Here is a 9,666-nt window from a genome sequence, read left to right as displayed (position 1 = left end):
GACACAAAAAAAACGCTTGATTATCGCCATGACCGGCGCCACCGGCGCTATCTATGGCGTGAGAATGTTGCAGATTTTACAGGTGCAGAAAGACTGGGAAACGCATCTGGTCATCTCGTCGGCCGGCATGCTCAATTTAAAACACGAACTGGCCATGCAACGCTCTGAATTATCAGAGCTGGCTGAAACAGAACCTATAACCATAAATATCGTTTCCCGCTTAAAGCAAGCGCTATACAGCGCTGTTCAATGACTGCAAAGATTAAGCACAAGTTCGCTGGCTTGAAAGAAAACCCGCAGAAGTCCTTTTGTGAAGGACCCTTCCCTAGATACATCCACCCTCTCTAGATACATACAATCAATATTCTTCCCTTATTTTCCAGCAATCATTGGCCTTGAAGACAGTGTGCCGGATACTCGTATAGCCGCTAAGAAATAATTCATGCCAATCCACCGTGGCTGACAGCAGCTATTTAATATTCCGAGGCGTTGCGGGAAAATTATTCAATTCGACCGATAGCCTGACTGACGTCCGCCGGGGTCTGAAAACTTTCGTCCGGTAACTGCTGAAGTGTCTGCATTACCTTGTCATCGGCGCCTTGCGATTGGGCATGAGTCACAATTTCTTCTTTGCTCGCCGGATAATCCATGCCGGATAAAAACTTCTGGACTTGAATCGGGTTAACTGTTGCCATAACTCCTCCTATTGCTCATTTAACTATAAACGGTTGCCATTTTTTATTTACAAAGAGTAGTTTTGTAGTAATAAGTTTCCTGTAAAGCCGTAAATATTCCACAGTCAATGATTTCTCTAATGCAAGGTCTTTGATTATTCACATAGCGAAACCTGGTTGTCTTTGTAATGAATGGGAATCAAGAGCTGACTCGTAAATGATTCCAGAAATGGCGGCCGAACCTTGCCTGTTTCTGGTACAGTTCACTCCTGCCGAATAACATTTCAATTGCTTGTCGAACTCGAAAATCGGTGTCAATAACCATTGATTCTGCTTCAGATACGGCTGGTCTTAGCTGATTTTTTACCCGCGTTAATACCGTCAGATTGGGGTGTCTTGCCCATCTTTTGCACTGAAAGGCGACAGGTTTACCGCCATCAGTATGCATAGGCTATTTGGCTGGACAGCGTTTAAAGCTGTCGACGTACAGAGAGCCGTGGTAAGTACTTAATTTTAAGCGTACTTTTTTATCAGTGAATTCCCGCCAGATAAAGCCTGATAGCTTCTTCATCTGCAAGGCTCAGGCCTGAATAATTCGCCATCCGCTGACTATAAATTCAAAAGTGATCCTGATAGTGCTTGCATACCTGAGGATAAATTGGTATTAATTATTCCAGTTCATTGGTGGCCTTGAGGGAGAAAAAGCTGTTTTTTTGCAATACGTTGGTCTAAACAGTGATCTTTGGCCTGTTTAGCTCTTAATTCAATTTTAGAAACTGCGCGGCATCTGGTATAGGCTGGCAATAGAGGCGTTATTTTTATTGCTGGCGCCAGCTCTGGAACAGGCCGCCCGCTAAACTTGATATTTTTGCGGGGCGATTTTCGGCAACAGGCGGCAATTGAGTTCGGCCTTGAAAATCGGGACCAGGCAGAAAAAAAATAAGGATAAGCCTCAATGATTGATTGCACAACACATCCTCTGAGCCTTCTTGCTTTAATTCTGCCGCATCAATACCTGAGGCGGCCGATCAGCGTCCGGGGAGAATCAAAAGCGCGACAGAAAGCCCGATCCAAGAGGCAAATTCGATCCTTAAGACAGAATACAAGCTCATTCCGTTATATAGCCAAGGCAGTTAAGCCTGGCTGGCTTCAAAGGAAAGAAGCATGAAGAAAAGAATCGCCCTTATAAGCGAACACGCATCGCCGTTAGCCGCCCTCGGCGGCACAGATGCCGGCGGCCAGAATATAGCGGTGGCTGAATTGGCTGAACACCTGGCCGCTTTAGGCTACGAAATCGACGTATTTACCCGCTGGGATGATCAACGTATGCCGAAAATCATTAACTGGCGGGGCGGCATCCGCGTCATCCATATGAAGGCAGGCCCCGTCACCTTTATTCCCAAAGAAAAGCTGCTCCCTTACATGCCGGCTTTTACCCAGGACATGCTGCATTTTATTGAAAGCGAAAATAAGCCCTACAAGCTGATCCATGCTCACTTTTTCATGTCGGCCTTAGTGGCGAGCGATATTAAGCAAAGACTCGGCATCCCTTTCATCGTTACTTTCCATGCCCTGGCAAAAGTACGCAGAATTCATCAGGGCAAGAATGACTGGTTTCCTGACGCGGGCTTTGCCATCGAAGAGCGGGTCGTTGCTGAGTCTGATCAAATCGTGGCGTTATGCCCGCAAGAGCGCGAGGATTTAATTACTCTGTATCAGGCTGATCCCGAAAAAATTACGATTATTCCCAACGGCTTTCGTCCGTCTGAGATTCATCCGATTGACAAGCTGTTCGCGCGCATGGCGTTAAAACTGGATCCCAAGGAAAAAATCCTCCTGCAGCTCGGTCGTATAGTGCCGCGAAAAGGCATTGATAATGTCATAAAAGCGTTAGGTCATATGCGCAGGGCACATAATTTCACGGCGCGACTGTTGATTGTAGGCGGACAAGCCAATGAACCTGACCCTGCAATGATGCCCGAAATTGATTGTCTGCAGCAATTAGCCCACACCGAGGACGTCAGCGATCTGGTTACTTTTGTCGGCCGCCGTACTCGCGATACGCTGCATTATTATTACAGCGCTGCCGATGTCTTTATCACCACGCCCTGGTATGAACCGTTCGGCATTACCCCCCTTGAAGCGATGGCTTGCGGAACCCCCGTGATCGGTTCAAATGTCGGCGGTATTAAATCCACCGTTATCGACGGCCAGACCGGCTTTCTCGTGCCGCCTGATGACGCCGTCCTGCTTGGCCGACGCATTATGGAATTATTAAGCAGCAACAAGTTGAGGATGTACTTTAAGGAAAACGCCATCCGTCATGTCAATGAAAACTATACCTGGATAAAGGCCGCTCATCTGACGGCCAATTTGTACGAGCGGATTGCGATGCAGAACCCGTTACGGGCCGAGGACGAGAATGATTCACTTTCCTATATCGACGATTCCTTCGAGTCATTGATCAAAACCATTAAAAAATCGAGGGGAAAAATTCGTCTGCTGACCCTTGACGCAGCCCAGGCCATTTACCGTTCGCTCGCCCGCGGCGGCAAGGTGTTGGTCTGCGGCAACGGCGGCAGCGCTGCGCAAGCGCAACATTTTTCAGCAAAACTCGTGGGCCGGTTTGAGGCTAGGGGACGCCGCGGCCTGTCTGTAATGGCGCTGACAGCAGATGCGACATTTGTGACAGCCTGGGCTAATGCTTTTAGCTTTGATGAGGTATTCGCCAGGCAGATCGAGGCGCACGGGCGAGCCGGCGATGTGTTGTTTATTATCAGTTCAAGCGGCGAGTCGCCGAACCTGATCAAGGCAGTCCGCGCGGCGCGGCAGCGGGAAATGTATTGTATTGGACTGCTCGGCAAGGAAGGGGGCGCCGCCGGCGAACTGACCGACACCAACATCATCATTCCGTCCCACGACAGAGAGCGTATTCAGGAACTGCATCTGCATGTCCTTCATGTGCTCAGTCACTTGATCGAGCAGCAACTTATCGCCGATGACCGGAATATTGTCCAGGCGCCTAAACAATGGTCCATGGATCGGCTCCAGGTAGTGAGCCTGTCCGGAAAAACCTTAATCAAGAGGAAAATCTAGCATGAGCCAGCAAAATGTAGTCGATAAGGTAATTATTATCACGGGCGCCGCGCAAGGGCTTGGGGCCGCGACTGCGGTATTGCTTGGCGGCGCGAAGGCCATTGTTTGCGCATGTGATATTAAGGAAGATCAACTGAAGAATGTGGTTCAGGCTATTAATGATGCGGGCGGGACTGCCTGTTTCTACAGGCTTGATGTGAGTAACGAGGAAGATGTCAGGCAAACGGTTGATAATATTATGTCAGAGCATGGGCGAATTGACGCGCTGATCAATAATGCCGCTACCGACACCACGCTGTCGATTGAAGATTTAAGCATCGCTGACTGGGACCGTACGCTGGCCGTGAATCTGCGCGGGCCCTTCCTGCTGGCAAAAGCCGTTTATCCGATTCTGAAGCAGCAGGGCGGGGGCCACATCGTTAATATTACCTCGACGGCCGCCAAGCGAACCTGGACCGAGGCGACCGCCTACCATGCCAGCAAATGGGGTTTGCTCGGTTTTAGCCACGCGCTGCATGCGGAAGCCCGGCGGGATAATATCAAGGTGACGGCTGTGGTTTCAGGCGGAATGCGCACGCCCTTTATTCTCGAGCGCTTTCCCGACACCGATCCCGCTGTCCTGCAGGATCCCAAAAATGTGGCAGAGACCGTACGTTTTGTGCTGACTCAGCCGGATGAAACCGTGATTCCGGAAGTCATGGTGCTGCCGATGCGGGAGACGTCATGGCCATAACGCGGAAGAAGGCCGTTTTTATCGATAAGGACGGCACGCTTATTCACGATGTGCCGTACAATATCGATCCGCATCATATCCGGCTGATGGAAGATGCCGGTCACTCGCTTTACCGTCTAAAAAAGGCCGGCTACCAACTCATTGTCATTTCCAATCAAGCGGGAATCGCCCGAGGATTATTTAACAAATCCGACCTGTTGCCTGTTAATCGGCAGATTCAACTCCTGCTCGCGCCGTACGCTGTAAACATTGACGCTTTTTACTACTGTCCGCATGGACCTGACGACGGTTGCGATTGCCGTAAACCCAAGCAGGGGATGATCTTGCGGGCAGCGGAAGATCATGCGGTTGAGCTGCCGGTCTCGTGGATGATAGGCGATATACTGCATGACGTCGAAGCCGGCAATCGCGCCGGCTGCCGCACGGTTCTTTTCGATAACGGCAACGAGACAGAGTGGCTAAAGGGCGACTGGCGGCAACCCCGGTACTCGGTCAAAAATCTGACCGCAGCGGCTGACATTATCTGTGATTACGAGCGGGGAAGGAGAGCGTATGAACGACAAGTATCTGGCTACCATTAATCGTTTCGAGGGTTTAAATGTACTGGTAATTGGCGACGCCATGCTCGATGTCTATTGGGATGGCGCGGCTAATCGCATTTGCAGGGAGGCTCCCGTGCCGATTGTTGATATTAAAAATGTCAAGGCCGTGCCGGGAGGCGCTGCTAACACGGCCGTGAACCTGGTGCAATTAGGCGCTGATGTCCACTATCTGTCCATTATGGGATGCGATCATGAGGCCGATCTGTTGAAAGACGCTCTCATGCGCCATGGCCTCGATCTGTCGCTGATCATTTCTGACCCGACTCGCCAGACCCTTACCAAACAACGGGTCGCGGCCGGCAGTCAACTGCTGGTGCGTTTTGACGCGGGCACAACGAGAGCCATCGATAGAAATTATGAGCGGCGGATAATTGCAATACTGAAAAATAAATTTCACAAGGTTGATGCCGTCATTGTCTCGGACTATGGCTACGGCCTTATGACTGATAACATTATCGGCGCCCTAAAGTCTTTACAACATAAAAAAGAAACTATTTTAGTGATTGATGCGAAGTCGCTCGATAAATACAGCCACATCGGCGCTACGGTCGCAAAGCCGAATTACCAGGAACTGGTGACATTGCTGGCTATCACGGAACCGGCCGCCAACGGCCACCGCCACGAACAACTCAAACGTTATGGACCGGAACTGCTAAAAAAAACCGGAACTGCCTATGTAGCAGCCACGATTGATATTGAAGGGGCGCTGTTGTTTCAGCACGGCAAAGCGCCTTACCGTACTTTCTCAAAACCCGTTGAGAACAGCAAGGCCGCCGGCGCCGGCGACACCTATGTCAGCGCCCTTACGCTGGCGCTTGCCAGCGGTGCTTCTATTGAAGTTGCCGGCGAGATTGCCCAGTGCGCCGCAATAGTGATCCTGCAAAAATCGGCTACCGCGACCTGTACCCGAAACGAGCTGAGCCATTACTTCGGAAGCAGCAGCAAATATACCCCTGACTGGCAGGAACTCAAGGGCCGGCTTGAGGCGTTTAAAAAGGAAGGCAAGCGTATCGTGTTTACGAACGGCTGCTTTGACCTGCTTCAGGGGGGCCATGTCGCCTATCTTGAACAGGCGCGGGCTCTCGGTGACGTGCTGATCCTCGGCCTTAACTCTGATGCGGGCATTAAACGTCTAAAAGGGAGCAATCGGCCCGCTAATAGTCTGCACGAGCGCATTCGCATACTGGCCGGGCTGGAAGCGGTAACGCTAGTAACGACATTCGAGGAAGACACGCCGATAAATCTGCTGAACATTATTCAGCCGGACGTCTATGCAAAAGGCAGCGGCTACAGCATCGAAAATCTCCCGAATGAGCCAGTTATTCCAGGCTATAGCGAAGCAGTTGAGATAAGCTTCTTGGCCGGGATCGACGCCCGGCAAACGGCTTTACCCCAATTAAAAAATTAGATAGCTGGCCGGCGTCCCGGAAACGAGCAATGCGCTTTGAAGCATGGAACCGCTACCGACATATACTTTGCATTCGCCTCGATAATATAGGCGATGTGCTGATGAGCCAACCCGCTATGCGCGCGCTTAAAGAATCCCTTCCGGGCAGAAAAATAACTTTGCTGACCTCAAGCGCAGGCGCGCTGATTGCGCCGTTTATTCAGGAAATAGACGACGTCATCCCGTTTGATGTGCCTTGGGTAAAGACGTCCGAAATTCACGGCGAGCAACAACTGCTGGCGCTTGCCGATAAGCTAAGAAGCCGGCGGTTTGACGCGGCTGTCATCTTTACGGTTTATAGCCAAAATCCGCTGCCGGCCGCGATGCTCTGCTACCTGGCAGGCATTAAAACCGTGTTAGGCTATTGCCGCGAAAACCCCTACCAGCTTATCAATCAGTGGCTCCCTGACAGAGAGCCTCTGGACTATATAGTCCATGAGGTTGAACGGCAGCTCCGGCTGGTCGAATCGACAGGCGCCGTGACGTCCGACACTGGACTTTCGCTGACTGTTCCTGAAGAGAGCCGGCAAAAGATAGCGGGAAAATTAGCCGCTATCGGCATTTACCCTGATAAGCCGTGGCTGGCGCTGCATGCGAGCGTCAGCGAAGAAAAGCGGCGCTATCCGGCTAACAACTATATCCAGGCCTGTCAGCTACTGATCAGGCAAGGTTATAAAATTGTGTTGACCGGAAGCGTCAGCGAGCAGGCGTATGTTGAGGCAATAACGCGCCAGCTCGGCACGGCGGCCATCAGCGTCGCCGGCGAATTGTCAGTGGCGGAGCTCATTGCGCTGATTGCGGCGGCCCCGGTTTTAATCTCGAATAATACCGGGCCTATCCATATCGCCGCCGCAGTCGGAACCCCGGTCGTCGTAGCCTATGCGATGACCAATCCGCAGCACACGCCTTGGCGGGTGCCAAATCGCGTGCTTTATTTTGAGGTGGCGCCGGCGCTTCGAACCAAGAACCGGCTGCTGCAGTCTTTCGCGGGAATAGCTGAACCCAAGGCCTCCCCTCAAGCGATTGCGGCGGCCGTTAATGAACTTGAAAAAAACCAATAATGCAAGCAAGAATCACGGTATTAATTCCGTCCTGTAACCGGCCCACAGCTCTGGCAGTGACGCTCACCGGACTGTGTTTTCAGCAGTGCATGGACTTTACAGTCATTATTGCCGATCAAAGCGATACGCCCGTTTATCAGGATGCTTCAGTCCGCACCGTCATTCGCCTGTTAGAGAAAAAAGGCCGCCCGGTTCAGCAATTGACTAACTTGCCACAGCGAGGATTGGCTCAGCAGCGCCAGTTTTTGCTGGACTGCGTGGCGTCGCCCTATTGCCTCTATCTTGATGATGATGTGCTGCTGGAGCCTTTTGTTATAGAGAATATGCGGCGCGCCCTGGAAGAAGAAAAGATCGGCTTTGTGGGACAGGCTCTCATCGGCCTGTCCTACAGCAAGGATTACCGGCCTCAGGAGCAGGCGATCGAGTTCTGGGAGGGAGCGGTTGAGCCGGAACTTGTGACCCCTAAAGACCCAAGCTGGCGGCGCCATAGTCTTCATAATGCGGCCAATATTCTGCATGTCCAGGAAAAGCTACAGCTTAGCCCGCAAAGGCAAAGAAAATACAAGGTGGCCTGGGTGGGCGGATGCGTCCTGTATGCTGCTGAAAAACTGCGCGCCGCGGGCGGCTTCAACTTTTGGCAAGAATTGCCAAGCGAGCATGTCGGCGAAGACGTCTTCGCTCAGCTGAACGTCATGAAACGCTACGGCGGCTGCGGCCTGATTCCGTCCGGCGCCTATCACCTGGAGGCGCCTACGACGATTCCGAACCGGCAATTTGATATTCCGAAGGAGCGCAATCCATGAGCAGCGGCGAAAAAGTCCCGGATGTGTCGAAGAGGGCCGCGGTGCGTGTCAATGGGCTCGGCGATTTTATCTTTGTTTTGCCGGCCTTGCAGGCCTTGCGCGATACCTATCCGGAAGCTGAAATTGTTTTTTTAGGAAAGCCCTGGCATCAGGATTTTGTGCCGGGCCGCGTGAATACCATTGACCGCGTCATTAGTACGCCGCCCTGCGTCGGAGTGGGCGAAGAGCCGGGAACACCGGTTGATGAAGCCGCACTTGACGCCTTCTTTGCAAGAATGCAGCTCGAACGCTTTGATATCGCCGTCCAGCTGCACGGCGGCGGTCGCTATTCCAACTCCTTTGTCTGCCGGCTGGGCGCGCGCCTTACCGTGGGACTACAGGCTCAAGATGCGCCGCCTCTTGATAGAACCCTCCCCTATATTTACTACCAGAATGAAATACTGCGTTATTTGGAAACCGTGGCTTTAATAGGCGCCGGAACCGATCAAATTATTCCGCGCGTGTCGATTATCGACAGCGATCGGGCTGAAGCCGCCGCTGTCACGGCCGGTAACAGCAAGCAGCCCTATATCATAATGCATCCCGGCGCCGGTGACGCACGGCGGCGCTGGCCGACCGAGCGCTTCGGGGCCGTAGCCAACTACTTGTTTGAAGCGGGTTTCGCCCTCTATATCACCGGCATAGAAGCCGAAACCGGGCTAGTGAATGAGTTTGTCCGGCTCACTAATAATCGGGCTGTCAGCCTGGCAGGAAAGCTTTCACTCGGCGGCCTGGCGGCGCTCGGTGCAGAGGCGGCGCTGGTGATCGCGAACGACACCGGCCCCTTACACCTGGCTACGGCTGCCGGCGCTAAAACCGTCGGCATATACTGGTGCGGCAATTTAATCAATGCCAGTCCAATCACCCGGGCCAAGCATCGCCCTCTGCTTTCGTGGATGCTGAAGTGCGCCGATTGCGGCAGAATTCACAGCGGCGACTATCCCTTTACGGAGCAAGCCTGCCGGCATCAGGTCTCCTTTGTCAGCAATGTGACTGTTGACCAATGCTTGGCCGTCTGCGAGGAACTGCTGGAGCGCCGCCTAGTTGTAACAACCTGCAATCAAAAACCCGTAAACCAGCAATCAGCGCAATTTTCTACCGGAATTAACTGCAACTGACGGGCGTACAAACCGAGATTATTTGCAACTGAACCTGCAATCATCCGTACCGACCTGCAATCATCCGGCGCAAACCAGGATTATTTGCAACTG

At 52.3% G+C, this 9,666-nt stretch carries 9 protein-coding genes and 1 pseudogene; 8 read left to right on the top strand and 2 right to left on the bottom strand.

What is annotated here, in order from left to right:
• Positions 1-187 (top strand): annotated as a pseudogene (locus tag HUX64_RS20195) (flavoprotein); the annotation flags it as partial.
• A 313-nt stretch (positions 188-500) separates the two neighbouring features.
• Here HUX64_RS20195 and HUX64_RS18040 read toward each other — a convergent pair.
• Both HUX64_RS18040 and HUX64_RS18035 read right to left on the bottom strand, forming a co-directional pair.
• Complete coding sequence (locus HUX64_RS18040; protein ID WP_174627582.1) at positions 501-695, bottom strand: DUF2795 domain-containing protein; 195 nt, start codon at positions 693-695, stop codon at positions 501-503.
• A gap of 178 nt (positions 696-873) precedes the next feature.
• Positions 874-1,122 carry a hypothetical protein gene (locus tag HUX64_RS18035; protein ID WP_174627581.1) on the bottom strand — a complete coding sequence of 83 codons (249 nt, stop codon included), beginning with the start codon at positions 1,120-1,122 and terminating at the stop codon, positions 874-876.
• A gap of 716 nt (positions 1,123-1,838) precedes the next feature.
• Here HUX64_RS18035 and HUX64_RS18030 point away from each other — a divergent pair.
• Genes HUX64_RS18030 through HUX64_RS18000 form a run of 7 tightly spaced genes read left to right on the top strand, consistent with a single transcriptional unit; the run spans position 1,839 to position 9,573 of the window.
• Entirely contained in the window at positions 1,839-3,770 is a 1,932-nt protein-coding gene (locus HUX64_RS18030; protein WP_174627580.1) for a glycosyltransferase, read from the top strand.
• Position 3,771: 1 nt separating this feature from the next.
• On the top strand, positions 3,772-4,503 hold the full coding sequence (locus HUX64_RS18025) for an SDR family oxidoreductase (RefSeq protein ID WP_174627579.1): 732 nt from the start codon (positions 3,772-3,774) through the stop codon (positions 4,501-4,503).
• On the top strand, positions 4,494-5,084 hold the full coding sequence (locus HUX64_RS18020; protein ID WP_174627578.1) for a D-glycero-alpha-D-manno-heptose-1,7-bisphosphate 7-phosphatase: 591 nt from the start codon (positions 4,494-4,496) through the stop codon (positions 5,082-5,084). Before HUX64_RS18025 ends, HUX64_RS18020 begins: the two co-directional genes overlap by 10 nt.
• Positions 5,056-6,513: a PfkB family carbohydrate kinase gene (locus HUX64_RS18015; RefSeq protein ID WP_174627577.1), complete on the top strand. Its 1,458-nt coding sequence runs from the start codon at positions 5,056-5,058 to the stop codon at positions 6,511-6,513. Before HUX64_RS18020 ends, HUX64_RS18015 begins: the two co-directional genes overlap by 29 nt.
• A 29-nt stretch (positions 6,514-6,542) precedes the next feature.
• Entirely contained in the window at positions 6,543-7,613 is a 1,071-nt protein-coding gene (locus HUX64_RS18010) for a glycosyltransferase family 9 protein (protein WP_174627576.1), read from the top strand.
• Positions 7,613-8,416 carry a glycosyltransferase family A protein gene (locus HUX64_RS18005; protein ID WP_174627575.1) on the top strand — a complete coding sequence of 268 codons (804 nt, stop codon included), beginning with the start codon at positions 7,613-7,615 and terminating at the stop codon, positions 8,414-8,416. The genes HUX64_RS18010 and HUX64_RS18005 overlap by 1 nt, the downstream gene beginning before the upstream one ends.
• Complete coding sequence (locus tag HUX64_RS18000) at positions 8,413-9,573, top strand: glycosyltransferase family 9 protein (protein WP_174627574.1); 1,161 nt, start codon at positions 8,413-8,415, stop codon at positions 9,571-9,573. Before HUX64_RS18005 ends, HUX64_RS18000 begins: the two co-directional genes overlap by 4 nt.
• The last annotated feature ends 93 nt before the right edge of the window (positions 9,574-9,666 follow it).

The sequence above is a fragment of the Candidatus Methylobacter favarea genome, from assembly GCF_902806695.1.
GTDB classification, from domain to species: Bacteria; Pseudomonadota; Gammaproteobacteria; order Methylococcales; family Methylomonadaceae; genus Methylobacter_B; species Methylobacter_B favarea.
Note: the sequence above shows the minus strand (reverse complement) of the source record. Positions and strands in the feature narration are given on the sequence as shown.

Coding starts and splice junctions, on each gene's coding strand:
- HUX64_RS18040 (WP_174627582.1), bottom strand. CDS start 695: ATGGCAACAGTTAACCCGATTCAAGTCCAGAAGTTTTTATCCGGCATG.
- HUX64_RS18035 (WP_174627581.1), bottom strand. CDS start 1,122: ATGCATACTGATGGCGGTAAACCTGTCGCCTTTCAGTGCAAAAGATGG.
- HUX64_RS18030 (WP_174627580.1), top strand. CDS start 1,839: ATGAAGAAAAGAATCGCCCTTATAAGCGAACACGCATCGCCGTTAGCC.
- HUX64_RS18025 (WP_174627579.1), top strand. CDS start 3,772: ATGAGCCAGCAAAATGTAGTCGATAAGGTAATTATTATCACGGGCGCC.
- HUX64_RS18020 (WP_174627578.1), top strand. CDS start 4,494: ATGGCCATAACGCGGAAGAAGGCCGTTTTTATCGATAAGGACGGCACG.
- HUX64_RS18015 (WP_174627577.1), top strand. CDS start 5,056: ATGAACGACAAGTATCTGGCTACCATTAATCGTTTCGAGGGTTTAAAT.
- HUX64_RS18010 (WP_174627576.1), top strand. CDS start 6,543: ATGCGCTTTGAAGCATGGAACCGCTACCGACATATACTTTGCATTCGC.
- HUX64_RS18005 (WP_174627575.1), top strand. CDS start 7,613: ATGCAAGCAAGAATCACGGTATTAATTCCGTCCTGTAACCGGCCCACA.
- HUX64_RS18000 (WP_174627574.1), top strand. CDS start 8,413: ATGAGCAGCGGCGAAAAAGTCCCGGATGTGTCGAAGAGGGCCGCGGTG.